This is a genomic window from Streptomyces sp. NBC_00122, assembly GCF_045160845.1.
Classification (GTDB): Bacteria; Actinomycetota; Actinomycetes; order Streptomycetales; family Streptomycetaceae; genus Streptomyces.
The window spans coordinates 7,079,712-7,104,420 of record NZ_CP108191.1 but is presented as its reverse complement, the minus strand read 5'-3'; the positions used below and the strand labels follow the sequence as shown (position 1 = coordinate 7,104,420).

The following is a 24,709-nucleotide window of genomic DNA, read 5'->3' as shown; positions in this document are numbered from 1 at the left end:
GAGGGATTGGGGATGGCTTACGCCGCTGTTGCGGCGGCCGGTTCGGGGGCGCGCAGGACCAGGCGGTCACCCTGCCAGCGGGCGCACAGCCGGCGGTCGTGGCTGACCACGACCACGGCACCCGGGAACGAGGCGAGCGCCTCCTCCAGTTCCTCGGCCAGTGCGGGCGAGAGGTGGTTGGTCGGCTCGTCGAGCAGGAGTACGTCGGCCGGTTCGGTGACCAGCCGGGCCAGTGCCAGCCGCTGCCGCTGGCCGGCCGACAGGGTGGCGACCGCAGCGGTGAGCCGTTCGGGGACGAACAAGCCGAGCGACAGCAGTTGCTCGGTGTGTTCTTCGGGCGTTCCGGGGCGGCCTGCGGCAAAGGCCTCGAGGAGCGATCGGCGGGGCTCTTCCGTGTCGGTGTGCTGGGCCAGCAGTCCGGTTCGGGCGCGCCGTACGACGTGGCCCCGGTCGGGCGCGACGGTGCCGGCGAGGACGCCCAGCAGGGTGCTCTTGCCGGCTCCGTTCGGGCCGGTGACCAGGAGCCGACCGTCGGCCGGCACGGCCAGGTCCAGCGGCGCGAGCCGCCCCGCGACCGCCACGCCGTCCGCCGCGAGGACCACGCCGCGCGGGCCGTCGGTGCCGGCGGTGCCGGCGGTGCGCGGCACGGCGGTGAACCGCAGCGGCTCGGCCGGCGCGGGCACCGGCCGGGCCACCAGCCGGCCCAGCCGTTCCTCGGCGTTGCGCACCCTGCTCGCCAGGGACTGCTGTACCCGGCCTGCCGCACGGTCGTAGGCCATCTTGTTGCCGTCCTTCATCGCCCGGCCGGGAGCCACCCGGCGGGCAGTGACGGCGGCGGACTCCCGCAGCCTGTCCACCTCCGCGCACCACGCGGCGTGGGCCTGGGCGCGGCGCTGCCGTTCGGCGGCGCGCCCGGCGAGGTAGCCGGCGTAGCCGTTGCCGTAGCGGACCGCGCGGTGCAGGTCGCCGTCTACCTCCAGCAAGGACGTGGCTACGCGTTCGAGGAACTGCCGGTCGTGGGAGACGGCGACGGTGATGCCGCGGCGGGCGCGGAGATGGTCCTCCAGCCAGCTCAGGGCCGCGTGGTCGAGGTGGTTCGTGGGCTCGTCGAGGAGCAGCACCTCGGGGGCGGAGGCCAGGAGCGCGGCCAGCCGGAGCCGGACCTGTTCGCCGCCGGAGAGGTCGCCGACGGTGCGGTCGCGGGGCAGTCCGAGCAGTCCCAGGCCGTGCAGGGCGCGCTCGACCCGGGCGTCGGCGTCGTAGCCGCCGCGCAGTTCGAAGGCGGTGAGCAGGTCGGCGTAGGAGGTGAGGACCTCGGCCGTGGTGTCGCCGTCCGCCATACGGGCCTCCAGTCGGCGCATCCCGCCTTCCATGGCGCGGAGTGCGGCGAGGGAGCGGTCGACGACCTGCTGGACGGTCAGGTGGGCGGGCAGGGTCTCTTCCTGGGCGAGGTACCCGATGCCGCCGTCCGCGCGGACGGTGACCGTACCGCGGTCGGGGCGCTCGGTCCCGGCGAGCAGCCGGAGCAGGGTGGACTTGCCCGATCCGTTCTCACCGACGATGCCGAGGCGGGTGCCGGCGGGGACGGAGCAGTCGACGGAGTCGAGGACGGTGCGGCCGTCGTAGGACTTGCAGAGGTCAAGCGCGGTCAGTTGTGCGGTCACGGAGCGGCTCCAGGGGTTCGGACGCGAGCAGGAGGGTGGCGGAGGTGGAGAAGTGGGTGAGAACCATCGGAGGACTCCCTATAGCGACGAATGTTGCTTTAAGATCGTTCCATGGATGCCACTGAGCACGCAAGCGAAGAATCCGGCCATGCGCACAACTCGGATCCGGCCACGCCGCGGCGGCGGACGGGCGGCCGCAGCGCCCGGGTCCGCGCGCAGGTCCTGGCGGCGGTGGGCGACCTGCTGGTGGCGGGCGGGTACGACGGGCTGACCGTCGACACGGTCGCCGAACGCGCGGGCGTGCACCGCACCACGGTCTACCGGCGCTGGCGCGACGTCGGCGGCCTGCTGGCGGACGTGCTCGACGCCGCGTCCGACGACACGTGGAGCCCGCCCGACACCGGATCGCTGGAGGGGGACCTCACCTCGCTCAACCGGGAGGTCTACGAGGCCCTGGCGGGCAGCGGGCCCAGCCTGACCACGGCACTGATCGCCGCGGGCTTCCGCTCGGCCGAGGCGGCCGGCGCCCTGGCCCGCTTCTGGGAGGACCGTTACGCACGCTGCGCGGTGGTCGTCACCCGCGCCACCGCACGGGGCGAACTGCCCGGCCCGGTCGACGCGCGCACGCTACTGGTGGCGGCGACCGCTCCGCTCTACCACGAGCTGCTGCTCCTGCGGGCCGCCCCGGACCCGGACCTCCCCCGCCGGGCCGCGGCGGGTGCCGCGGCCGCGGGGCGAGCGGGCGCCTTCGACACGACCCGGTGAACACCGGCAGCAGAGTCCGGGGGCGCGGCCCGCGCCCTCGGCTCGCGCGGGCCGGTGAACCGCGGTTTCGTGGTTACAGGGGCTGCTCGTCCCACCACGGCCGCGGCGTCGCGGCCGTGCAGGCCCCCGACGCGACGGAGGAGGGCGGACGATGCCCCTACCCGGACCGGCAGGCGGCCGTCGCCACCGCGCGGCGGCGCTCGTCGCCGCGGCGGTCTGCTCGACCGTACTCAGCTGCCCCGGACCCGCCGCCGCCCAGGACGCGCCGTCGCCCTCGCCAGGCGTCCCCCGCCTGGACTGGAGCCCCTGCACGCCCGGCAGCCCGTACGACTGTGCCACCGCCCGTGTCCCCCTCGACCACGCCGACCCCGCCGGCCGGAGCATCGACCTGGCCGTGGTCCGCAGGAAGGCGACCGACGGCGCGCGGCGCATGGGAACCGTCTTCGTGAACCCCGGCGGGCCCGGCGGCCCCGGGACGGTGCAGGTCCCGCAGAACTACGACTCCTTCCCGAAGGAGCTGCGGGAGCGGTTCGACATCGTCAGCTGGGATCCCCGCGGCATCGGCAACAGCACGGCGGTGAACTGCTTCGACAGCACCGACGACGCCGAGGCGTGGGGGCGGGCCAAGCCGGTCGGGTTCCCCGTGGGAGACAAGGAGCGCAAGACCTGGATCGACGCCTACGAGGACCTCGGCCGGCGCTGCGAGAAGCATGACTCCGAGCTCCTGCGCCACGTGTCGACCGCCGACACCGCCCGAGACCTCGACCTGCTCCGGCAGGCCGTGGGCGAACCGCAGCTCAACTACTTCGGCGTCTCCTACGGCACGATCCTCGGCGCCACCTACGCAAACCTGTTCCCCGACAAGGTCCGCGCCATGGTCCTGGACAGCAACATCGCGCCCTCCGCATGGACGAACGGCGGCCGACCGGACGCCCGGACCACCACGCTCCTGCGCATGGGTTCCGACCGCACCGCCGCGGCCACCCTGGACCGGTTCCTCGACCTGTGCGGATCCGCCACCACGGACCGCTGCGCCTTCTCGGCCGGCAGCCCGAAGGCGACCCGCGCGAAGTTCGACCAGCTGATGCAGCGCCTCAGGGAACGCCCGGTGGACACGTGGACGTACGCCCGGACGGTCGCCGACACGGTGAGCAGCCTCTACATCGTCGACCCGGGCTGGGCGGACCTCGCCCGGCGCCTCCAGGACCTGTGGCAGGGCCGGGTCCCGAAGCCGCCCGTGTTCCCGCCCCCGCCCCCCGTCGCGCACCCCGCCCCGTACCTCGGCGAAGAACAGGCGGCGGCCGTGTGGTGCGGCGACAGCCCCAACCTCCGCGATCCCGCCGCCTACCACCGTCTGGCGGAGGACAGCGCCCAGCGGGCGGGCGACGCCGGCCGCTACTGGACCTGGTCCGGAGAGCCGTGCGCCACCTGGCCGGCCCAGGCCGCAGACCTCTACACCGGACCGTGGAACAAGCCCACCGCGCACCCCGTCCTCGTGGTCGGCACCAGGTACGACCCCTCCACGCCGTACGCGGACTCCGAGGTCATGGCGAAGGAACTGGCCGACGCCCGCCTGCTCACCCATGACGGGTACGGCCATACCGCCCTGTTCAACAACGCCAGCAGCTGCGTGAAGACGTACGAGAGCCGCTACTTCGTCGACGGCACGCTGCCACCCCCCGGGACCACCTGCCGACCGGACAAGCAGCCCTTCTCCTGAACGCTCGGGCCCGGGCCTGACCGACGCCCTCGGCGTCCCCGGCACGTCCGGCCGGGCACGGGCGGTCCACCACGGGGCCGGCTACTGTTTCAGACCGATTTCCGCGCATGCGGCCTTGAGCGCGTCGGTGCAGATCTCCTCGGCGGTGTAGACGCCGTCGAGGACCACGGTGGTCCTGATGTTGTCGCGGGTCACGGGCACGCTGGGAATGAGGACGGCGGGCACGCGCTTGACGGTGGGGCTGCTGACCACGTCGTTGATGACCCCGTCGGTCTTCTCGCCGTGGGCGAGGATGACGGCGAGTTCGGCTGCGGCCTCGGCCTCGCGGGCGTAGGACTTGTAGATGCTCGTGAACTGCTCGCCCGCCACGATGCGCCGCACGGCGGCGAGTTCGATGTCCTGGCCGGTGACCGGGGGCAGCGGGAAGAAGCCTGCGGCCTTGAGGGCGGCGATGACGCCGCCCGCCATGCCGTCGTTGGCGGAGTAGACGCCGACGATCTTGTCCTTGCCGAGTGCCGAGAGCGCGGCCGTCATGTTGGTGCTCGCGTTCTCCGGCTTCCACTCGGCGGTGTCGTACTCCTTGCCGATGTTCACCTTGCCGTCGAGGACGGAGTGGGCGCCGGCCTTGTAGCGGGCGGCGTTGGGGTCGGTGAGCGCTCCGTGCATCATGACGATCTTCCCGTTCCTGGCATTGCTGCCCAGCGCCTCCAGCAGGGACTTTCCCTGGATCCGGCCGATGTCCTCGTTGTCGAAGGAGGTGTACGCGTCGATCGGGCCTTCGGCCAGGCGGTCGTAGGCGACGACCGCGATGCCCGCGGCCTTGGCCTTCGCCACCGCCCCCGCGATCGCCTTGGAGTCCACCGCGTCGATGACCAGGACGTCGACCTTGTTCTCGATCATCGTGTCGGCCTGGGCGTTCTGCTTGGCCGCGTCCCCCATGGCGTTTGCGTAGATCACCTTGCCCTTGCCGAAGGTCAGGAGGGCGACCTTCTTCTCCATCAGCGGCTTGTCGAACTTCTCGTAACGCGCAGTCACGTTCTCGGGGAGCAGCAGGCCGATCCTGACCTTGTCACCGCCGCGCCCGTCGCCCTCGTCGATACTGCCGCAGGCGGCGAGGGTGACGGTGAGCGCCAGAGCGGCCAGAGCAGCAGAAGCACGCGGATACGGGTTCACGGGGTGGGACCTCCCTGACGGGGCCGTGTCCGTACGGCCGAGGTGGCGCGGAACACCTTTCCCTCTCCGCTGAGCCGGAGCGTGTCGCCGGCGGGTGCGTAGACGGCGCGGCCGGGACCGAGCGGCACCGAGCGTCCTTCCGAGGCGACGGTCGCTTCACCGCGGACACACAGCACGATCTGGGGTGCGTCGGCCATGAGCGTGCGCGGCGCGTCCGTTCGTACGAGGTCGAACCGCGAGAGGCTGAAGTCGTCGACAGGGGCCGGGTAGACGTGCTCCCCGGTCGCCGCGTCCCACCGCGCGGCGAGGGCTCGGACCGGGAACGCGGTGAAACGGACGATCTCCAGCAGTTCGGCCGCATCCACGTGTTTCGACGTCAGGCCGCAGCGCAGGACGTTGTCGGAACTGGCCATGATTTCCACGCCGAGGCCGGACAGATACGCGTGCGCGATGCCCGCGCCGAGGAACAGCGCCTGCCCCGGTTCCAGCTCCACGTGATTCAGCATCAGGGCGGGCAGCAGGCCGGGATCGTCGGGATGGGCGTAGGTGATGGCTGCATACGCGGCGAGGTCCGCCTCGTACGGTCCACCGTCCGCGGAGGTGCGCCGGACGGCCTCGGTGACGGCGGTGAGGAGAGCGGTCGGCGCTGTCAGGAAGGCGGTGAAGACCTCCCGGAGGGCGGCGTCGCCCGGGCGGGCGCGAAGCGCCGCGGCATACGGCGTGAGGTCAGGGACGTCGAGGAGTTCCAGGAGGCCGGCGCACCGCTCGGGAGCGCGGAAGCCGCACAGGGCCTGGAACCGGGTCAGGGCGACGATCATCTCGGGCTTGTGCTGGTCGTCGCGGTACGTACGGTGCGGAGCGTCGAGCGGGATCCCCAGGGCGTTCTCCCGCGCGAAACCGGCGGCGGCCTGGGCGAGGTCGGGATGGACCTGGACCGACAGGGGGGTGTCGACGGCCAGCACCTTCAGCAGGAACGGCAGTCGCGGGCCGAACCGGCGCGCGAGGGCGGGTCCCAGTTCGGCCATCGGGCTGGCGGCGAGCAGCTCATCGAGGGCGATCGGCCCTTGTCCCCGGTCGACGTGGGACGGGGCGGCGGGGTGGGCGCCCAGCCACAGTTCGGCCTGGGGTTCGCCGGTGGGCGGTATGCCCATCAACTCGGCGAGGGCGGTGGTGGAGCCCCAGTCATAGGGCTGGATGGTGGTGGTGAGCAGGTCCACGGTCGCTTGGCTCCCGTCGGTTACGGGTGGGCGGTGGGTAGCTGATACGTTCCGCGCCCCGAGTGCGACAGCCCGGCTACGGCGGCGGCTCCGATGAGTCCGGCGTCCGTCGCGAACTTGGCGGGCACGACGGGCAGGTCGCGGGTGAAGTCGAGGACGGCGTAATCGGCGAGGTGGCGCCGGAGGGGCGCGAGCAGTGTCGCGCCGGCCTGGGCGACACCGCCGCCGATGACGACCAGGTCGAGTTCGACGAGTGCCGCCGTCGCGGCGATCGCGGCGGCGAGGGCCCGTCCTGCACGGTCATATGCCGCAGCGGCTCGCGGATCACCTGCGCGGGCGGCGTCCGCGACCGCTGCGGCCGTCGGCTGGACACCGGCGGGCGGCACCCAGCCGGATTCCACGGCGTGGGCGGCGATGGCGGTGCCGCTGGCGAGCCGCTCCACACAGCCGCGCGCTCCGCACGGGCACTCGGGCCCCCCGGCGTGGTCGACGGTGAGATGGCCGATGTGCCCGGCGTTGCCCGACGGGCCGGCATACAGCGCCCCGCCCAGGATCAGGCCGCCGCCGATGCCGGTGGAGACCACCATGCCCAGGACGTTGTCCACTCCTCTGGCGGCGCCCGCCCAGTGCTCGGCGGCGGTCATCGCGACCGCGTCCCCCACCACAACGGGCTCGACGCCGCGCGGGACGCGGGGAAGCGCCCGTATCCGCTCGGCCAGTGGAAAGGCGCGCCAGGCCGGGATGTTGACCGGGCTGACCGTCCCGGCCACGGTGTCGACCGGGCCCGCGCTGCCGATGCCCAGGTGGGAGATCGCGTTCCACTCCGGGTGGACGGCTATGTCGTCCAGGACCGCCGCGACCGCGGCCATCATCTCCTCGGCCGTGCCGTGGGCCGGGGTGGCGCACTGCGACCGGGCCACCAGGTGGCCGTCGGCGTCGACGAGCCCTCCGGCGATCTTGGTACCACCGATGTCGAGTGCTCCGTACACGAGCGCATCCATTCTTTCTCTCGGGACTTCTCGCGGGCAGGCGTCACCGCGTCGCCGGGGTCGATCGCGTTGTCTCACGCCTGTCCGCATGGCCTGCCGGGTCGTCGCGCCCCGGAGCACTGCCGGGGCGCGACGTCGCAGGGTGGTGTGTTACTTGGTGAGCGGGGACAGCTTGGGGTCGTTGGCGTAGGCCTCGGCCGCGTTCTGCTTGGTCACGATGACCGGCTGGAGGAGGTAGGCCGGGACGACCTTGGAGCCGTTGTCGTACGACTTGGTGTCGTTGATCTGCGGCTGGTCGCCCTTCTGCAGGGCTGTGACCATGCTGATCGTCTCGGCGACGAGCTTGCGCGTGTCCTTGTTGATGGTGGAGTACTGCGCGCCAGCCATGATCGACTTCACCGACTCGACCTCGGAGTCCTGACCGGTGACGACCGGGACCGGCTTGCCGGCGCCCTTCACGGAGGTGAGGATCGCGCGGGCGAGGGTGTCGTTCGGCGACAGGACGCCGTCGAGCTCCTTGCCGCCGTTGTAGGTCGAGGTCAGCAGCGAGTCCATGCGCTGCTGGGCGTTCTCGGCCTTCCAGCCCTGGATCGCGGTCTGCTTGATGTCCTTCTGATCGGATCCGACAACGATGTCACCCTTGTCGATCAAGGGCTTGAGGACAGACAGCGCGCCGTCGAAGAAGACCTTCGAGTTGTTGTCGTCCGGCGAGCCGGAGAACAGCTCGATCGTCCACGGGCCCTGCGCCTTCTTGGCCTTCATGCCGTCGACGAGGGCCTGCCCCTGCAGCTGGCCGACCTTGAAGTTGTCGAAGGCGATGTAGTAGTCGACGTCGCGTGTGTTGGTGATGAGGCGGTCGTAGGCGATGACGGCCGCGCCGGCCTGCTTGGCCTGTGCCACCTGCGTGGCGAGCTGCGAGGCGTCGGTGGCGCCGACGACGATCACCTTGGCGCCCTTGGTGACCATGGCGGAGATCTGCGACTGCTGGTCCGCGACGGTGGTGGAGGCACCCGCGTACTGCACGTCGACCTTGAAGCCCGCCGCCTTCAGGCCGTCGGTGAACAGGTCACCGGCGAGCACCCAGTTCTCCGAGGTCTTGGACGGCAGCGCGACACCGACGAGGGAGTCCTTCGCGAAGCCCTTGGCGTCGGCGCTCCCGGTGCCGGTGGACCCTTCGCGTTCGTTGGAGCAAGCCGTGCCCATGGTGAGCAGGGCGACGGCGCCGACCGCGGCGATGCCTCTGGTGATGATTCTGCGCATGGTGAGTCGAGCCCTTCGTGCAGTGTTGTTGTGTTGCCGGGGTGACGTGCCACGGGCGGTGGCCCGCGAGTGAGTGGCGGTCAGCCTGTGACCAGCGTTTTGTCGGCTTCGGAAGCCGGGGCGGCCGTTTTCTCCCGGCGGAAGGGGCGCATGAGCGAGCCGATGATCGAGAAGCGGCCCTGGCGCTTGTTGTAGACGTCGAGCGCGACGGCGAAGAGGAGGACCAGCCCCTTGATGATCTGGACCATGTCGGAGCCGACGCCCTCCAGTTGGAGGCCGTTGTTGAGCAGTGCCATGACCAGGCCGCCGACGATCGAGCCGCTGATGGTGCCGAGGCCGCCGGAGACCGCCGCGCCACCGATGAAGACGGCCGCGATGGCGTCGAGCTCCCAGCTCAGGCCGTCCTGCGGGCCGGATGCGGCGGACCGCGCCACGAAGATCATGCCGGCCAGGGCGGCCAGTACGGACATGTTCATCATGACGACGAAGTTGACCCGCCTGAGCTTCACACCGGACAGCTCAGCCGCGCGGGCGTTGCCGCCGACGGCGTAGATGTGCCGGCCGCCGATGGTGTTGCGGGTGTAGTACGAGTACGCGAGCACCAGGACGATCAGGATGATGCCGGAGATCGGGAGGCTGGTGCCGACGCGGCCGCCCGCGAAGCGCAGCGTCGCGAAGACGATGACCCCCAGCATCACCGCGAGGCGGATGCCCGTGATCCACAGGGGAGCCACGTCGGCGTTCATCTCGCGGCGGGTCTGCCTCGCCTTCCACTCGCGCCACACCATGCCCGCGCAGGCCGCAAGGCCCAGCAGCAGGGTCAGGTTGTTGTATCCGGTGTCCGGCCCGACCTCGGGCAGGAAGCCCGCTCCGATCTCGCGGAAGTCCTCGGGGACCGGCACGGTGTCGGCGTTGCCGATGTACTGGTTGCCGCCGCGGAACAGCATCATCCCGGCCAGGGTGACGATGAACGCGGGCACTCCCACGTAGGCGACCCAGAAGCCCTGCCAAGCGCCGATCAACGCGCCGACGAGAAGGCCGAGTGCGATGCCGAGGGGCCACGGGAGCGAGTACGCCTCCATCGCCTTGGCGACCACGATGCCGGTGAACGCCGCGACCGAGCCGACCGAGAGGTCGATGTGCCCGGCGACGATCACCATGAGCATGCCGATGGCGAGAATCAGGATGTAGGAGTACTGGCTGACGACCGCGATGAGGTTGCCGGAGGTCAGGGTCAGTCCCCCGGTCCAGATCTGGAACAGCAGGACGATCGCCACGAGGGTGAAGATCATCCCGAACTGGCGGGCGTTGGAGGTCGTGCCTCCGAAGAGGTTCTTGTGCAGGTCTTTGATTTTGATTCGGTTCATGAGGTCGGGCTCTTCTTCATCGCGGTCATCTGCTTCATCAGCACTTCGGGGTCGGCGTCGCGGCGTGGGACCTCGCCGGTGATGGTGCCTTCGAACGCCGTGTAGATGCGGTCGCACAGTCCGATGAGTTCGGGCAGCTCCGAGGAGATGACGATGACGCCCTTGCCCTGGCCCACGAGCCGCTGGATGATCCCGTAGATCTCGTACTTGGCACCCACGTCGATGCCGCGGGTCGGCTCGTCGAGGATCAGCAGGTCCGGGTCGGTGAACATCCACTTCGCCAGGACGACCTTCTGCTGGTTGCCGCCGGAGAGCTTGACGACGCCCTCGTCGACGCCGGGCGCCTTGATCCTCAAGCTCGTGCGGTAGTCCTCGGCGACGCGGTACTCACGCACCGGATCGACGACACCGCGCTTGGCGATCTTCGATGGTTTGGCTGCCACCACCGAGGTCTTGATGTCGTCCAGCAGGTTGAGGCCGATGGACTTGCGGTCCTCGCTGACGTACGCGAGTCCGTGGCGGATGGCGTCCGACACCGACTTCAGCTGGATCTCCTCGCCGTCCTTGAAGATCCGGCCGGACAGGTAGGTGCCGTACGAGCGCCCGAACAGGCTCATCGCGAGTTCGGTGCGCCCGGCGCCCATGAGGCCGGCGAAACCGACGACCTCGCCGCGCCGGACGTGGAAGGTCGACCCCTTGCACACGAGCCGTTCGCCGGAGCTCGGGTGCTGCACCGTCCAGTCACGGACCTCGAAGAAGACCTCGCCGATGTCGGGCGTGTGGTCGGGGAACCGACTGCTGAGCTCACGGCCGACCATGCCGCGCACGATGCGGTCCTCGTTGACGCCGTCCGCCTTGACGTCGAGCGTCTCGATGGTGCGGCCGTCGCGCAGGATCGTGATGCTGTCGGCGATCGCCTCGATCTCGCCCAGCTTGTGCGAAATGATGATCGAGGTGATGCCCTGCTGCCGGAAGCCGCGCAGCAGGTCGAGCAGGTGCCGGGAGTCGTCCTCGTTGAGAGCCGCGGTCGGCTCGTCGAGGATGAGCAGCTTCACGTCCTTCGCGAACGCCTTGGCGATCTCCACGAGCTGCTGCTTGCCGACGCCGATGTCCTTGATCAGCGTGTCGGGATCCTCCCGGAGCCCGACCTGCTCCATCAGCTCCAGCGCCCGGCGCCGGGAGGCCTTCCAGTCGATCGCGCCCCGCCTGCGCGGCTCGTTGCCGAGGAAGATGTTCTCGGCGATCGACATGCCCGGCACCAGCGCGAGCTCCTGGTGGATGATCACGATCCCGGCCTGCTCACTGGCCCGGATGTCATGGAACCGCATCTGCTCGCCGCGGTAGACGATCTCGCCCGAGTAGCTGCCGTGCGGGTGAACGGCGCTCAGCACCTTCATGAGGGTGGACTTGCCGGCGCCGTTCTCCCCGCAGATCGCGTGGATCTCGCCCTCTCGGACGATCAGGTTGACGTCGGCGAGCGCCGTGACGCCGGGGAAGGTCTTGGTGATCGACCGCATCTCCAGCACGGTCGGAACCGTGGTCATGGGCAGGCCTCCGCACTGCTCGGGCCGCGCAGAGTGCTCGGGGCCGAGCCTCGACGGATGCGGGGTTTCGTGGACATCAGCTTGCCTCCGATGGCACTCCGTGGTGCCTCGAGTCGGGGTTGCGACGACTGCGTGGCGAGACAGTAAATCCATTTGTTTTATTAAGTCAATGCCCCGGAGAATGTTGATACGGAGCCACAGAGAGGACCGGCGCGTGCGGCAGGCAGGAACCAACCTCCCCAAGGTGGGGCGGTACAACCAAGCGGTGGTGTTGGACCAGATCCAGCTGGCCGACGGCATCAGCCGGGTGGAGATCGCCCAGCAGACGGGCCTCACGCCGCAGACGGTCTCCGGCATCGTGCGCCGCCTGCTGGACGAGGGCATCGTCCGGGAGGACGGGGCCAGCAGGGTCGCCAGCGGCGGGAAGCCCCGCACCACGCTGCGGCTCAACGCGGAGTCGGGCAGTGCGGTCGGACTGCACTTCGACCCGATCGAACTGACCTGCTCCGTGGTCGACCTGCGCGGACGTCCTCTGGTCGTCAAGAGGCGCCCCACCCCGCCCAGCATCGACCCGTCCCATGTGGTGACGGCCATGGCCGAGCTGGTCTCGGAAGTACTGGACGAAGCGGATGTCCCGCGCGACAAGGTGCTGGGTCTGGGCCTCGCCGCCCCGGGGCCGATCGACCAGGAGCTCGGCATGATCGTCACTCCGCCTCAGCTCGCGCGCTGGACCCGGGTGCCGATGAAGAGAATGCTGAGCGAGGCCACCGGACTGCCGGTGACGCTGGACAACGACGCCACCGCCGCCGCGGTCGGTGAACGCTGGTCCGGCGCGGGCAAGGGCGTGGCGAACTTCGCGTACTTCCTCTTCGGCACCGGCATCGGTGGTGGCCTGATCCTCAACCACCAGGTGTACAGAGGCGGTTCGCTCAACGCGGGAGAGTTCGGGCACTCGTCCGTGCTCCCCGACGGGCCGGAATGCTACTGCGGCAACCGGGGCTGTCTGGAGCGGCTGGCGAATCCCTCGGCAATCGTGGCCGAGGTACACCGTCGGCTCGCCGACCGGCCTCGGGGCGACAGTGAACTGTCGCGTGCCTTCGACCGGGATCCGGCTTCGGTCGACCATGCCTCGATCCGGCTCGCCGCCGCGGCCGGCGACCCCGTCGCCGCCGCTGTCATCGACGAGACCGCCGAACACGTCGCGTCGGTCGCCGTCAGCATCGCCAACTTCATCGACGTGGATCTCATCGTTCTCGGCGGTCACGGCATCCAGCACGTGGAATCGCGCTACGTCGACGTCGTCGCCTCGGCACTGGCAACCAGAGCGCTGTCCCGCAGCATCCGGGTCGTCGAGGTCAAGGCGTCCCCCCTCGGCACGGACGCCGCCGTGGTGGGTGGCGCCTCCCTCGTACTGCACTCGACGTACTCGCCCCAGCTGTCCGCTCTTCTCGCTGACTGAGCACACCCGGAACGCCCGGCCTGACGGGACGCGGCGTCGTGCAGGGCGGCGCCGGGGACGGCGTCGGACGCCCTGGCCCCGGCCGGGACGAGGACGTCGTCGGCTGGCCGGATCGTGGCCGTTGCAACAGGCCACGACCCCATCGCCGCCTGTTCCCTGATCCTCAGGGGCCTGCGGCCGAAGGTGAAGGACCGCCCCCGCGCGGCCGCCCGCAACAGCTGGCGCGAAGGCTGGCAGGCCTTCTCGGCCCGCCCGTGGATGTGGGGGTACGCGCTCGCCGGAACCTTCGCCGTGCCCCTCTGGCTCGCGGGCGACCAGCGCCTCGGGCCGCTCATCCTCTCCGGCACGTCCGGCGGGGCGTCCCATTGGGGCTGGGCGGTCTCGCCGTTCTGGCCACTGCACCGCAGCTCCCCTGGCTGCTCGTCTCGATGCTGCTCAGCGGCATGAGCCTGGAACTGGCGGTCGTCTTCTTCGAGACCGCGAAGCAGCAGCAGGTTCCCGAACACCTCATCGGCCGAGTCACCTCGCTGACCATGCTCGGCGAGAACGCCCTCGTTCCACTCGGGTACGTCCTGGCGGGCAGCGTCGCCGACCGGCTGGGCGCATCCACCGTCATGTGGACCTGCGCCTTGGGAATCCTTCTGACGAATGTGATCCTGCTGTTCGTCCCCAGCGTCGTCAATCTTCAGGCCATCTCCCCGTCGGAGCCTGCCCGGGAGGGCGAGGTCCCGCCGGCAACCGGTGAACTCAAGCGGCAGGGCGAGCCGCTGAGCGTGTCGGCGTCCGCCGTGGCGCTGCTGGAGGACCTGGAGGTGGCGGGCGCGCGCGGGTCTTCGTGAGCGACGACCACATGGACTGTGATCGACCGCTAGGTGTGGTGGGTGTCGCCTGGGCGGAGGGCGGTGCGGACGCCGGTGATGACCACGGCGATCAGGCAGAGAGCGATGATGGTCTCGGCCCACAGGAAGGCGAACCAGTCCAGCACGCAGCCGATCGGGGGTGTGCCGGGGGCGGTGTTGCGGAAGGCCGAGAGGGCGAACAGGGTGGCGGCCATCCAGGCGAGGGCGGGCCAGACCAGGCCCTCGCGGCGGGTCGTCAGGTACCAGGTCCCGATGAGCACGGACGACGCCAGCGCCCACATCACGAGCATCATGAAGACCGCGAAGACGAGCAGGCTGCCCGATCGGGACAGCTCCAGCCACACGACGGCCGCCTGCCCGGACGGGATGGGTGTCGGGGAGATCGAGAAGAGCGTGTCGTTGTTGGAGAACTGCATCCGCACCGGCACCTGCTTGCCACCCACCGATGCCCAGAACCCGATGTCGGTCTCGTAGGTGTCGAACGGGTAGTCGCTGACCGATCCACCTGCGATCGCGACCTTCATGTCCCTGGTTGTGATCCGCTCGTGCGCCGTGAATTCCAGGTCGCCGAGTGTCGCCGTGGAGGTCTGGAGGCTGAGATCGGCCACCGAGGCGATTCCCTCCTGTTCGCCGAGGGCCCCTCGCGGGGTGACCCGGACCCTCAGTACGAGCTCTCTGGCCGCGGGGGCGACGCGTTGGACGGTGGCCTCCACGTCCACCCGGTCGGGGGCTGCGGATCCGACCGGGTGGACCGTGTCGATCGCCTGCTGCTCGGTGAACTGCAGCCACGACCCCACGGACACCGCCACCACGATCAGGACCGCGACGAGGAGCAGGACGGGCAGCATCGACGCCCCGAAGCGGCGTGGGCGAGGTGATTCCGAGGGTGGGGCCATGGGGACTCCGACGGGGTGGGAAGGGCCACGGGCCCGTCCGGCCCGACACCGGGAGCAGACCTCGCCGCCCACGCGGCGCGGTCTGCCGAAGCCGGGCGCGATCGTCGCGGGCGGCCGTCTTCTCCGAGGCGCGGGGCGGTGGCCGCGGTGCGATCCTCGTCCACCGGGCCGGTGATCCACCGCATCCGGGCAGGCGTGTCGGCGTGAGCCACCGCTGCTCCGGCTCAAGCCGCTCGCCCTTCCTCAGGGACCGACGGTTCGGGCATCGGAGTCTGACCGACCCGGACGGCCGGACCGTCGTCCTGACGATCCCGGAGCGAAGCAGCATGACCGACGAACTGACCGCGCGCGAAGCCGTGCGCCGCATCCTCGGGGACGCCGCGCAGACCGACGTACGGGTCCACCCCGGCGGCAACATGTCGATCACCATCACTGTCGGAAGACGCGCCGCGATGATCGACGGAGAGGACGCGACGGGTTGGGGCTGGAGCCTGGACCCAGGCCCCGCCGAGGGGTTCACCGGGCACGACCACACCGCGGAAGGAATCGAGGAAGCCCTCCGGGGCGTACGCGGGAAGATCGGTTCCAGCAGCTCCTGACAGCTCCGGGCGCCGGCCGGCGAGATCCTGCTCCACGTCCTCTGGTGCCCGCGCAAGCACAGCGACTGTCGCCGGGTTCTGTGCGGCACCGCAATCGGCGCCCGCCCCTGATCTTCGAGGCGGGCGCCGCCGTTGTAGGGGCGCGGGGCGGGCGACGGGCGAGGTCCGCAGCATCTTCCCGGGCCTACAGGCCCGCGTCAGGTTGGGCGTGGTTTCAGGCGCCGATTCCTCGGCGTACACCGATCAGGGCGTCGTCGAGGGTTTCCGCGATGTCCTCGTGCCCGGTGAATCCGTCGTCGGTTCCGGGGTCGACGGTCCAACCCCATCCGCTGCTGTCGTCGCCGTCGATGGTGGCCGTGTGGTCACCGCTGTGCACGCTGATGGACAGGTTTCCGCCGGGGAGGGTGGTCACGTCGGCATGGGCGGTGTCCCCCAGGACGCGGCGTACGGCGTCACGGGCAATCTGCTCTGTGGTGGTCATGATGGTGCTCTCTCCTTGGACGGCCGGAACGACGGTCCCCATCAGACAGGGCCGCTGAGAAGCTGCGGCACGGCACGCCGAGGTTGCGCGCCGCCCGAGGGCTATCGGGGGCGCCGCGTACGAGGAGGCCTTGGCGCGGGGCGGCCGCCAGGGAGCCGTCCGCCGTGCTGGTGGAGGCCCTGGGGAATGGGCCGGGCCAAGGGACGGAACCCATCGGAATGACGCCCGGGCGCCGGTCGTGGCGGGCCCCGCACGCCTTCGGCTCCCTGGCGGGAATCGGCCTTACCGTGCGAGCAACCCGTCCGGATTACCGGACGACGTCCCGCCACTCCGGCGTTCCCTTGGAGGCATGATGCCCAGTCCACCCCGGCCGTTCGGCACCGTTGTCAGCACCATCGGCGTCAACCTGCGGAAGTATCCGAGTACTGACTCCTCCATCATCGGCAACCTGAGCCACGGCGCCGAGGTCGGTCTGGGCAGCAAGGTGCACGCCCAGACCATCGACGGCAACAGCATGTGGTACCTGCTGCGCGACGAGGCCGCGTGGGTCGCCGCCCGGCACGTCGACAACACCGGAGATGTACCGCTGTCCAAGGACGTCGAACCGGCATCTCCGCAGGGCTAACGGCGGAACCGCCCCTTCAGGGCCGTCCAGAGCCGTCCCGGGGGCAGCCCCGTGGCTGTCCCCGGGCCCGGTGCGCGGCGGTGACCGGCGGGCCGGTCGGACGGGCGTCTTCAGGCCGGATGGGTACGTCCAGCCCTGTCCCGCGCCCAGGAGCGTTTCGTGCCACTTGTGGTCGTGGGTATCGAAGGCGAATCCCTGTTCGCTGTCCGTCTGGTGGCCTTCGGCCGCAGGCTCCGCCCGGCCGGCTCCGGGGCGAGGCGAGCGGCCGCTTCACGCGGAGCCGAAACCCGGGGCGCGTCGCGCGGGGCCGCACCCGCCTCCCCCGCTAGCGTCGGGGCATGGCGCTGCTCGACAAGATCTACTACGTCGACCGCTCGGACATCCTGCCGGGCCGGCTCGACGAGGCGAAGGCCGCCATGCGCGAGCGGGTGGCCTTCGTCGAGATGATGGAACCGCAGCTGCTCGCCTACCACTTCTGCGTCGACGACGCCGGATCCACCATGACGCTGGTGGCGGTCCACCCCGACACGGCCTCGCTGGAGCTCCACCTCGAACTCGGCGGGCCCAAGTTCCGCGCCTTCGTCCCCCTGATCCGCATGCGCTCCATCGACGTGTACGGCGACCCGGGACCCGCGGTCATGGACCGCCTCCGCGCCAAAGCCGTCCTCCTCGGCGGCGGCAACGTCACGGTCCACACCGCCGTCGCCGGCTTCACCCGCTGACGCCGACCGCGATCTCCCGGCAGCCGTCTTCGCTTTCGGCGGCTGCACCCTCCACCGGGTCGCCGTCGACGTGAGCGGGGATCCCTACGTGGACCTCGAACGCGAAGCCGAGGCCATGCTCGCGCGCGAGTAGGCGCCGGGACGTCAGAGCGGCCTCCCCGTTCGTGCCTCCAGGTGGTTGCAGGTGCCGGGGCCTCCCGGTCGCGGTACGAGTACTTCATGACGAAGGACAAGGACACGACGGGCGACGGGGCGGGCAACGAGCGGCGGGGGCAGCGCGGGCAGCGGGGTACCACCGTCGCCGTGCTCGCGGGAGCGCTGATCGGTGCCCTGGCCGGGCTGACGGGGAGCACGCTCGCCTACTTCGAGGCGAAGGACACGCACAGCCAGGAAGCCGACGCCCGACGGGCGGACATCCGGCGTGCCGCCTATGTCGAGCTCGCGGCGAGTACGAACAAGTACGTGCAGCAGGCCACCCAACTACTGGCGGTGAGCCTCGACCCCGCGAAGAGCGCCGAGCAGAGGCAGCGTCAGTTCGACGACAGATACGCCCCGGCCAACACGGACCTCGCGCGAGCCGTCACGACCGCGCGGCTCGTTACGACACCGGAACGCAGGCGCGACCTGGAGAAGATCGGCGTCCTCTCCGCTCGCCTGGGGGAGCTGGCGACTGCCAGGTACGTGCGGGGCCCGGAAGGCGCCGACCTGAAGAAGACCGGAGCCGAATTCGACGAGACGGTACGGCGCCAGCAGGCTGCGCTCCAGACGTTCATGGACCGAGCCGCCGACGAATCGCTGTGACGGCACTACCGTTCGGCCCACGAGGCTCGACTGTTCGCGTGCTGATCCAGACGCGGAAGGCCGGAACGCGTCCTCTCTCAGCTGGAGTGAAGGATCCGAAAGCGATCGGGTTCCGCCGGATCTCGATCAACGACTTGGATCGGCGTCCGAGCCCATTGCCACACGCTGATGCCTGGCGTGCGGGAGAACTGGATCTGCCCGCGGGTGCCTTCGACGGCAACGCGCGGCCAGGATGCGGCAATGCCCGCCCGGTCCGCCCCGTGAGAACGCAGCACATCGGCGAGGACGGCGACCGTGTCGTAGCCCTCGAAGGCGACGAAGGAGGGAGCTTCCGCCAGCCGCTCGCGCAGGGCCGTCTCGACTCGTGCACCGAGTGGGGTGAGGTGCTCGGGCAGGTAGCGCAGGAACGGGATCGCGGCGCTGTCGTCGCCCAGCAACGTCGCCCATTCGGCGAACTCCGGTTGCCCGGCCGGAGCACCGATCGTGATCTCGGCGAGGCGTTGGTCGCGGCGGACAGACTTGACGATCGGCACTGCCGGCTCCGGGTGGCCGACCAGAAGGAGGAGGGCTGTCGCGCGATGGTCGACGAGTTCGTCGCACACGGCGTCGGGCGTGAGCGCGCGCATGTCGAGTTCGATGACGCTGCCGCCGCGTGGAGCGAGGTGGTCCCGCAGAATGCGGGCACCGGATGCCCAGTAGACGCTCGGCTGGGTCGCTACGGCGATGCGGCTGTGGCCCGCGCCGAGGAGGAAGTCCGCGTACGTCTGCCAGCCGCGGGACTGCGGCGGGGAGAGGCGTGCGACCCATTGCGTCGGCAGTTCGGTGAGCGCGTCGAGAACGGCTGACGAGCAGAGGAACGGCAGGCCGAGGGCATCGGCCCTGGCGGCAGCGGCGCGGGCGACGACGCTGTGGTACTCCCCCGCCAAGGCGGCCACGCCCAGACGAGCCAGTTCGTCTACGGCCGCCGCGGCCCTCTCGGGATCAGCCGCGGTGTCTCGGACCACCAGCTCGAGTGGTCTTCCCGCGATCCCGCCGGCGTCATTGATTTCGCGAACGGCCAGCTCGAGTCCGGCGAGCAGGTGTCGGCCTGCCTCCACCCAGCCAGGCCGAGTCAGCGGAACAAGGGCGCCGATCTGGACGGACGGTCCGTCAGTCCGCTTCGCTCCAGGTGGCGATGGTGGCGTATTCATCCGTCGGCGTCTCCCGTGTGACGATTCGCTTGCAGTTCGCCCGGATCGCAGAGTGGCAAGGCCCGGCGGTAGGCGTTCATCCCATCTCGCCGTGGCGGGCGTACCTCGGTGACCGTGCCGGACATTGCATCCACCGCCATCGCCGACAGGCAACCGATTATTTGTTCGCCGGGCTGCCGGGCTTCAAGAACCTTGGCGGGCTCAAGGGATCAACGCACCACACGCGGATGATCACGTGGCTGTGGACCCGGCAGCTCCTCGTCGATGATCTCGCGGCTACGCCGGAGCCCGCCCGGCGCCGGTCTGGTCGGTGGGGTGCCCGGCGGGCACCGAGGACCCCTTCTTCGGTCGGTCGGCCGCCGACATGCCGATGGGGGCGGGGCTTTCACCCGGCCGGGCCAAGCGAAGGCGGTCGGCTGGTGCGAATGGCCCAGCGTCGGGACCTCGGACAGGCCATGAGTCGGATGAGATGCCTAACGTCGCTGACAGCAGATCGGTTCACGAGGCTTGTGGAGGCAGCATGTCCCATCGACGCCGCTGGCTGGCGGGCGCCTGCACAAGTACGGTCGCTGTCGGCCTGCTCGTCACCGGGGGCGCCCTCGCCACGCCGCCACGAGACAGGTCAGGCAGAGAGGTCGAGAGCGAGGTCGCAGTGGGCGCCTATCTCCACTACGACACGCCCGGCGTCGAGAAGATGAAGGACCTCTCGCGCTGGCTCGGCGGTACCGAGGTGCGCGCCGGGCACACCTACCTCCCCGGCGACACCTGGTCGAACATCGAGGGGGCACCCGATTTCCTGCCCAGCTGGGCACGGTGGCGCAAGGCGAGAGCCGATCGGCTGTTCGTCCTGAACGTGCCCATGCTGGCACGCAACGAGGCCGACGTCCCCGACGGCCCGGTCGCCGAGCTGCTCCGCTCCGGCGCGCAGGGTGAGTACGACCACCACTTCCAGCGCCTGGCCGAGCGTCTGGTCGGGCTCGGAGTGCCGGACACGGTCATCGTGCTCGGCTGGGAGATGAACGGCTTCGACTACACCCACCGATGCCGGCCCGACCCCGAGAGCTGGAAGAGGTACTGGCGGCGCATCGTGGCTGCCATGCGCTCTGTGGAGGGACAGCGGTTCCTCTTCGACTTCGCCCCCAACCGCGGCAGTGACGCGATCGCCTGGACCCAGTGCTACCCAGGCGACGACGTGGTCGACATCGTCGGCATGGACACCTACGACCAGCCGCCCGGCCACACCTTCGACGAGCAGGTCACCCAGCCGTACGGACTCCAGGCGCAGGTCGACTTCGCGGAGGCGCACGGCAAGCCGATCTCGTACCCCGAATGGGGGCTGTTCCGGAACGGCGACAACCCCGAGTACATGCGGGGCATGCTGGCATGGATCGCCGAGCACAAGCCGCTCTACCACAGCATCACCGACTACTGCCCGCACGGTGTGTGGCAGTGCAGCCAGAACCCGCGCTCCGCACAGGTGTTCCGGGAGTTCCTGTCCACCGAGCAGGGCGGCGGCCGGCCTCCCGGATTCGACCGTGAGGATCGCAGGTCCCGGCCGAGGGACTGAGCCCCACCGGGCTGCGGCCCACCGGTAGGCGCGCCGGCCTGCACCGATAGGGTGCGAGCCGGACGGCCGGGAGGGGCTGAGGATGAGACCAGGGCGAAGACTGTGGATCACGGGGCTGGTGCTGGTGCCCCTGGGAATGCTGCTGATGACGGGGACGTGGCGGCTCGGCGACTCCGCCTTCGGCGGCCACAGCGTCGGTTCCGATGCCATGCGGCCGACGTACGAGCAGGGCGATACCGTCTTCACGAAGAAGATCGGCGGCACCGAGGTCCATCGCGGCGACGCGGTCTTCTACTACCTGCCCGGTCGCTACACGGACACCGCTCTCGTCTTCCAGCGCGTCATCGGGGTCGGCGGCGACCGGGTGAGCTGCGACGGGCACCAGGTGCTGGTGAACGGCGAGCCGTTGCGCGAGACGTACGTCGCCGGGGGCGACCCCGTAGGTGACGGCAAGAGCTATGACGTGAAGGTGCCGGAAGGCCGGCTGTTCGTGATGGGCGACAACCGGGTCAACTCCCGGGACTCCCGCTACTTCCTGTCGGACGGACAGAGCGGCACGATCCCCGCGGACGCGGTCCGCGAGCAGGCGCTCGACGGTGCGGGCGTCGCCCTCACGATGGTCGGCCTCCTGATCGGCGGGTTCGTCCTCGTGCTCATCGGGTTCGGCTGCGGTCTCGCCGGACATCTGACCATGCGACGGGCCCCGCGGACGGAACCGACGCCCGCGGCGCCCTACGTCTTCCGGTGACGTCAGGCCCCGGACCTGACGTCCGGGGCTTCGCCCGCGAACGGCCGTGAGGACGGCGCTCCGCCCCCTCGGACTCGGACCGGATCCCGTCTCCCCTGACCGGGTCCCCCACCGCAGGGGGGTCACAGCCGCCAGTACGTACCCGCACGGGAATCGACGTGCACCACGTGTCGCCCGACGCGCACCACGTGGTGGTCCGGACCGGACCAGGAGCCGGTGGCACCGTCGGCGCCGGGCAGTGGGGTCCAGATCTCCAGGAAGGTGCTGCCGTCCGGGTTGGTGCCCCGCTCGACGAGATGCGCACCCTCCCACCGGAAGGCGCCGGCGTCTTCGCCGGGCTCGCCCGTGAGGTGGTGGAAGCGCACCTGGGAGCCGTCGAAGGACGTCGTACCGGCGAAGCCGCGGCTGTCGGCGTAGTACGGGCCGGCCTGCAGCCACACCACTTCGCGGTCCTCGATCAGGGGTCCGCCGTTGCGGCTGATGCCGCGCCGCAGCCAGGCGCCGTGCTCGGGTACCGGGACGCCGGGGCCGCCCGGGAAGTCGCCCGCCGGCTCCGGCTCCGGCTCCGGCCCGGTCATCGGTGGCGGGCTCGTCCACGGCCAGGAGCGTCAGCGGTACGTTGCCGCGTACCGCCTGGGAGTACGGGCACACCGCGTCCGCCCGGTGCAGCAGGGGCTGGAGGTCCGCCGCCCGCCACCCCGGCAGGCTGACGGTGAGGGCCACCGCGAGGCCGTAGCCCGCGGGCGTGTCCGTGGTGCCGAGCTGCACTTCGCAGGCCACGCGCGCGGCGGAGGCATCCGCTCCGAACTCGGCGGCGACCTCCGCGAGCGCGGAGGTGAAGCAGGCGGCGAAACCGGCCGCGAACAGCTGCTCGGGGTTGGTGGTGCCGGGCACCTTCTTGCGCGGCGGGGCGAGGCGGACGTCCAGGCGCCCGTCGTCCGTGCGGACGGACCCGGTACGGCCCCCGGCGGCATGCGCGGTCGTCCGGTACAGGCTGCGGGTGAGTGGCACGGTCATGGCGTTCGGCCCATCTTGCTCGACGAGGACGCTGCCCGGGTGCGGACAGCGGACGGCGCTGCTGGTGCAGCACCTCGCGTCGTCGTGCGTAACCGGGTACGGCGCATCTCGTCCGGGGCCTTGGATCCGGCCGCCGGACAATCTAGCAACGGAGGCGGCGGGCCGGGGCCCCGCCCGCGGTGAAGTTCCTCACCCGCTGCCGGTCCCGCCGCGATCCGGGGACGCGGGCCGGTGTCGGCTGCCGTACGCCCGGCGCATGCCCTCCCACCGGGTGACGGCACGGACCAGGGCGCTCTCGCCGCTCTCTCGGTCCTCGACCGGCAGGTCACCGGCTCGCGCACCGCGCGTCCGCGCGGGCCCGGGGAGCTCAGGGCACATCGCGCCCTGCCCGGAAAGATGCGTCCCAGAACGTCCGATTATCGATCCTCGGGGCGGAACACAGCGCGCCTTCCCGTCAGTTCACAGGAGGGAACCGGGGCGAGCCCGCACGACTCGGCCTCGACCGGCAGAACAACGGCAAGGAGAACCCGTGCGCATACTCTTCACCGGACCGGCCGCGGCCGGCCACCTCTTCCCGATGATCCCGACCGCGCAGGCCCTGCGCGCCGCCGGCCACGAGGTGCTGTTCGCGAGCTCGCAGCCGCTGGACCGGCTCCGCGAGGCCGGTTTTCCGATAGTCGAGATCGGCGACGGCCGCACCATCCGGGACGTGTTCGAGCAGTCCACCGGCGAGGAGGTGCGCTACGTCAACCCCGACATGACTCAGGACCAGATCCTCGACATGGCGGCCCGCGCCTTCGCGCTCGTCTCCCGACCCACCGTGGACGGCTTGCTGGAGGCCGCCGACAACTGGGGCGCCGACTTGCTCGTCTACGACTCCTTCCAGGCCTCCGCCCCGCTGGTCGCGGCCAAGCTCAAGATCCCGTCGGTGATCCAGAACTTCGGCGTCACCTCCGGCCTCGACATGGTCGGCCGGCTCGCCGCCAACTTCACCGAAGCGTACGAGACGTACAAGGTGGCCGGCCCCGCCGAGCCCACCGCGCTGAACATCGTCCCCGCCTCGCTCGGCGGCGACCCGGGCGGCTTGCGGATGCGCTACCTCTCCTACAACGGCGGCGGCACCGTCCCCGCCGAGCTGCTGCGCCGCGGCACCCGCCCGCGGGTCGCCGTCACCCTGGGCACCGTGCTCACCGAGCTGGACGGCGTCCGCGCCATCGTCCGCCTGATCGAGGCCGCCGCCTCGGTGGACGCCGAGTTCCTGCTCGCCGTCGGCGACGCCGACCTCACTCCGCTCGGCACCCTCCCGGACAACGTCCGCCCGCTGCCCTGGATCCCGCTCGCCGAGCTGCTGACCGCCTCCGATGCGCTGATCCACCACGGCGGCTCCGGCACCCTGCTCACCGCCCTGCAGGCCGGCCTGCCCCAGCTCCTGCTCCCCCAGGGCGCCGATCACTTCACCAACGCCGATGCCCTGACCGCGACCGGCGCCGCCCTGCGCTCCGCCTCCGACGACGTCGACGCCCCGCTCCTCACCCGCCTCATCACCGACCCGGCCCTGCGCGAGGCAGCTACCCGCCTCCGCGCGGAGAACGCCGCACTACCGACCCCGGCCGAAACGGTCCCCGCCCTGGAAGCCCTGGCCGCCTAGGGCTCGACACAGGCGCTGGTGGCGGGGTGTCGACCAGCCCTGAGCGTCACTTCTGCGCCATCCCGAGCATGGCCCGGAACCGCCGCCGCGGGGTAGCGGCGGTTCCGGGGCCGGGTCAGGCGGCGTGCTGGGTGGCCGGGCGCTGCTTCTGGCCGTTCACCACACCCCGCTCCAGGACGGCCGTCCGCTCGATCACCGTTCCGGGCGCGGGAAAGGCGGGCGACGAGCTCGTCGGCGAAGTCGGGCACCGTGTCCCTGACGGGCAGCCGGCCCAGCGCGCGCTGATGCCGCGGTGCGGCGCGCGTGGTGTTGCGCAGTACGTTCACGGCGATGCCCATCAGCCAGGGGCGCGGGCTGTCTCCCTCGTCTCCCCGGCTCGGATCCGGGCGTGCATTGA

The 24,709-nt window shown here is 70.8% G+C and carries 22 protein-coding genes, 1 pseudogene and 1 riboswitch; of the genes and pseudogenes, 11 read left to right on the top strand and 12 right to left on the bottom strand.

Going from position 1 to position 24,709, the window contains the following annotated elements; translation table 11 throughout:
• Nucleotides 1-17: 17 nt before the first annotated feature.
• A complete protein-coding gene (gene abc-f, locus OG737_RS32465) occupies nt 18-1,664 on the bottom strand; it encodes a ribosomal protection-like ABC-F family protein (RefSeq protein WP_405922316.1) in 1,647 nt (548 codons plus the stop codon).
• Nucleotides 1,665-1,775: 111 nt separating this feature from the next.
• Here abc-f and OG737_RS32460 point away from each other — a divergent pair, with 111 nt between their 5' ends.
• Both OG737_RS32460 and OG737_RS32455 read left to right on the top strand, forming a co-directional pair.
• Entirely contained in the window at nt 1,776-2,429 is a 654-nt protein-coding gene (locus tag OG737_RS32460; protein WP_328929776.1) for a TetR/AcrR family transcriptional regulator, read from the top strand.
• Nucleotides 2,430-2,580: 151 nt separating this feature from the next.
• Complete coding sequence (locus OG737_RS32455; RefSeq protein ID WP_328929775.1) at nt 2,581-4,149, top strand: alpha/beta fold hydrolase; 1,569 nt, start codon at nt 2,581-2,583, stop codon at nt 4,147-4,149.
• A gap of 81 nt (nt 4,150-4,230) precedes the next feature.
• Here the strand turns inward: OG737_RS32455 and OG737_RS32450 are convergent, their stop codons facing one another.
• The 6 genes from OG737_RS32450 to mmsA all read right to left on the bottom strand — a co-directional run bounded on the left by OG737_RS32450 (nt 4,231) and on the right by mmsA (nt 11,699).
• Nucleotides 4,231-5,322 carry a substrate-binding domain-containing protein gene (locus OG737_RS32450; protein ID WP_328929774.1) on the bottom strand — a complete coding sequence of 364 codons (1,092 nt, stop codon included), beginning with the start codon at nt 5,320-5,322 and terminating at the stop codon, nt 4,231-4,233.
• Nucleotides 5,319-6,539 carry a mannose-6-phosphate isomerase, class I gene (manA, locus tag OG737_RS32445; protein ID WP_328929773.1) on the bottom strand — a complete coding sequence of 407 codons (1,221 nt, stop codon included), beginning with the start codon at nt 6,537-6,539 and terminating at the stop codon, nt 5,319-5,321. Before manA ends, OG737_RS32450 begins: the two co-directional genes overlap by 4 nt.
• A 20-nt stretch (nt 6,540-6,559) precedes the next feature.
• The gene (locus tag OG737_RS32440; RefSeq protein WP_328929772.1) at nt 6,560-7,540 is read right to left on the bottom strand and encodes an ROK family protein; all 981 of its coding nucleotides are present in this window, start codon (nt 7,538-7,540) and stop codon (nt 6,560-6,562) included.
• A gap of 138 nt (nt 7,541-7,678) precedes the next feature.
• A complete protein-coding gene (locus OG737_RS32435) occupies nt 7,679-8,788 on the bottom strand; it encodes a sugar-binding protein (RefSeq protein WP_328929771.1) in 1,110 nt (369 codons plus the stop codon).
• Nucleotides 8,789-8,868: 80 nt separating this feature from the next.
• A complete protein-coding gene (gene mmsB / locus OG737_RS32430) occupies nt 8,869-10,155 on the bottom strand; it encodes a multiple monosaccharide ABC transporter permease (RefSeq protein ID WP_405922315.1) in 1,287 nt (428 codons plus the stop codon).
• Nucleotides 10,152-11,699, bottom strand: a complete 1,548-nt coding sequence (gene mmsA / locus OG737_RS32425; protein ID WP_328929769.1) for a multiple monosaccharide ABC transporter ATP-binding protein — start codon at nt 11,697-11,699, stop codon at nt 10,152-10,154. Before mmsA ends, mmsB begins: the two co-directional genes overlap by 4 nt.
• 214 nt (nt 11,700-11,913) lie before the next feature.
• Between mmsA and OG737_RS32420 the strand changes: the two genes are divergently transcribed.
• Both OG737_RS32420 and OG737_RS32415 read left to right on the top strand, forming a co-directional pair.
• Entirely contained in the window at nt 11,914-13,158 is a 1,245-nt protein-coding gene (locus tag OG737_RS32420; protein WP_328929768.1) for an ROK family transcriptional regulator, read from the top strand.
• 365 nt (nt 13,159-13,523) lie between these two features.
• Entirely contained in the window at nt 13,524-13,997 is a 474-nt protein-coding gene (locus OG737_RS32415) for a hypothetical protein (protein ID WP_405922314.1), read from the top strand.
• Nucleotides 13,998-14,026: 29 nt separating this feature from the next.
• Here the strand turns inward: OG737_RS32415 and OG737_RS32410 are convergent, their stop codons facing one another.
• Nucleotides 14,027-14,914 (bottom strand): DUF4436 family protein, encoded by an 888-nt coding sequence (locus OG737_RS32410; protein WP_328929765.1) that lies wholly within the window; start codon nt 14,912-14,914, stop codon nt 14,027-14,029.
• A 326-nt stretch (nt 14,915-15,240) separates the two neighbouring features.
• Between OG737_RS32410 and OG737_RS32405 the strand changes: the two genes are divergently transcribed.
• Nucleotides 15,241-15,513 (top strand): hypothetical protein, encoded by a 273-nt coding sequence (locus OG737_RS32405; protein ID WP_328929764.1) that lies wholly within the window; start codon nt 15,241-15,243, stop codon nt 15,511-15,513.
• Nucleotides 15,514-15,727: 214 nt separating this feature from the next.
• Here OG737_RS32405 and OG737_RS32400 read toward each other — a convergent pair whose 3' ends face one another.
• The gene (locus OG737_RS32400; RefSeq protein ID WP_328929763.1) at nt 15,728-15,994 is read right to left on the bottom strand and encodes a hypothetical protein; all 267 of its coding nucleotides are present in this window, start codon (nt 15,992-15,994) and stop codon (nt 15,728-15,730) included.
• Between the two features lie 349 nt (nt 15,995-16,343).
• On the opposite strand from OG737_RS32400, the gene OG737_RS32395 reads away from it, so the two are divergent.
• The 3 genes from OG737_RS32395 (at nt 16,344) to OG737_RS32385 (ending at nt 18,142) form a co-directional block, all read left to right on the top strand.
• Nucleotides 16,344-16,619, top strand: a complete 276-nt coding sequence (locus OG737_RS32395; protein WP_328929762.1) for an SH3 domain-containing protein — start codon at nt 16,344-16,346, stop codon at nt 16,617-16,619.
• A 338-nt stretch (nt 16,620-16,957) separates the two neighbouring features.
• The gene (locus OG737_RS32390; RefSeq protein WP_328929761.1) at nt 16,958-17,341 is read left to right on the top strand and encodes a hypothetical protein; all 384 of its coding nucleotides are present in this window, start codon (nt 16,958-16,960) and stop codon (nt 17,339-17,341) included.
• Between the two features lie 219 nt (nt 17,342-17,560).
• Nucleotides 17,561-18,142 (top strand): hypothetical protein, encoded by a 582-nt coding sequence (locus OG737_RS32385; RefSeq protein ID WP_328929760.1) that lies wholly within the window; start codon nt 17,561-17,563, stop codon nt 18,140-18,142.
• 77 nt (nt 18,143-18,219) lie between these two features.
• Here OG737_RS32385 and OG737_RS32380 read toward each other — a convergent pair whose 3' ends face one another.
• Nucleotides 18,220-19,332 carry an ABC transporter substrate-binding protein gene (locus tag OG737_RS32380; RefSeq protein ID WP_328929759.1) on the bottom strand — a complete coding sequence of 371 codons (1,113 nt, stop codon included), beginning with the start codon at nt 19,330-19,332 and terminating at the stop codon, nt 18,220-18,222.
• A gap of 520 nt (nt 19,333-19,852) precedes the next feature.
• On the opposite strand from OG737_RS32380, the gene OG737_RS32375 reads away from it, so the two are divergent.
• Together OG737_RS32375 and lepB are read left to right on the top strand one after the other, a co-directional pair.
• The gene (locus OG737_RS32375) at nt 19,853-20,899 is read left to right on the top strand and encodes a glycosyl hydrolase (protein ID WP_328929758.1); all 1,047 of its coding nucleotides are present in this window, start codon (nt 19,853-19,855) and stop codon (nt 20,897-20,899) included.
• A gap of 82 nt (nt 20,900-20,981) precedes the next feature.
• The gene (gene lepB, locus OG737_RS32370) at nt 20,982-21,647 is read left to right on the top strand and encodes a signal peptidase I (RefSeq protein ID WP_405922313.1); all 666 of its coding nucleotides are present in this window, start codon (nt 20,982-20,984) and stop codon (nt 21,645-21,647) included.
• A 122-nt stretch (nt 21,648-21,769) separates the two neighbouring features.
• Here lepB and OG737_RS32365 read toward each other — a convergent pair whose 3' ends face one another.
• Together OG737_RS32365 and OG737_RS32360 are read right to left on the bottom strand one after the other, a co-directional pair.
• Complete coding sequence (locus OG737_RS32365) at nt 21,770-22,225, bottom strand: hypothetical protein (protein WP_328929756.1); 456 nt, start codon at nt 22,223-22,225, stop codon at nt 21,770-21,772.
• 37 nt (nt 22,226-22,262) lie between these two features.
• Nucleotides 22,263-22,664 (bottom strand): annotated as a pseudogene (locus OG737_RS32360) (Ohr family peroxiredoxin); the annotation flags it as partial.
• 73 nt (nt 22,665-22,737) lie between these two features.
• Nucleotides 22,738-22,799, bottom strand: a riboswitch (guanidine-III (ykkC-III) riboswitch).
• Nucleotides 22,800-23,193: 394 nt separating this feature from the next.
• On the opposite strand from OG737_RS32360, the gene OG737_RS32355 reads away from it, so the two are divergent.
• Complete coding sequence (locus OG737_RS32355; protein WP_328929754.1) at nt 23,194-24,312, top strand: nucleotide disphospho-sugar-binding domain-containing protein; 1,119 nt, start codon at nt 23,194-23,196, stop codon at nt 24,310-24,312.
• Nucleotides 24,313-24,709: the final 397 nt, after the last annotated feature.